This is a genomic window from Enterobacter sp. IF2SW-B1 (genome assembly GCF_001743375.1).
Taxonomy (GTDB): domain Bacteria; phylum Pseudomonadota; class Gammaproteobacteria; order Enterobacterales; family Enterobacteriaceae; genus Enterobacter; species Enterobacter bugandensis.
Map to the genome: position 1 here is coordinate 1 of NZ_MJAA01000378.1, position 360 is coordinate 360.

1 protein-coding gene is annotated in these 360 nt (G+C 56.4%); it reads right to left on the reverse strand.

Going from position 1 to position 360, the window contains the following annotated elements:
* A partial coding sequence (locus A6013_RS24720; RefSeq protein WP_254677919.1) for an STY4199 family HEPN domain-containing protein occupies positions 1 to 360 on the reverse strand: 360 nt, incomplete at both ends.

The window sequence follows — 360 nt, forward strand, 5'->3', positions numbered from 1 at the left end:
TTTTGCGGCTTTTCCCTGCAGGCGGGCAGCTCGCTGGGATCCACCGCCTTGATTCCGGCCGGGTTGAGGCGGGTTCTCGCCTCTTCATACTCGCGTTGAACCGGACGGGAGATCTGCATGTAGTTGTTATCCAGCAGCTGAATTTGCGCCGAACTTACCGTTTTCTGCACCGTAATGCTGTTGCGGATTTGCCGGATGTCGTCGAGGAAGGGTTGCAGCGGTTTGCGCGGCTCCACCAGGAGCGGCAGCATGGACGGGTCGTTAAACAGCGAGGCGTAATAGCGGCTGAACTCTTTTTTATCCACCAGCATTTGCGCCAGTTCACTGAACATCATGCCGCTCAGGACATCGTTGATTTCG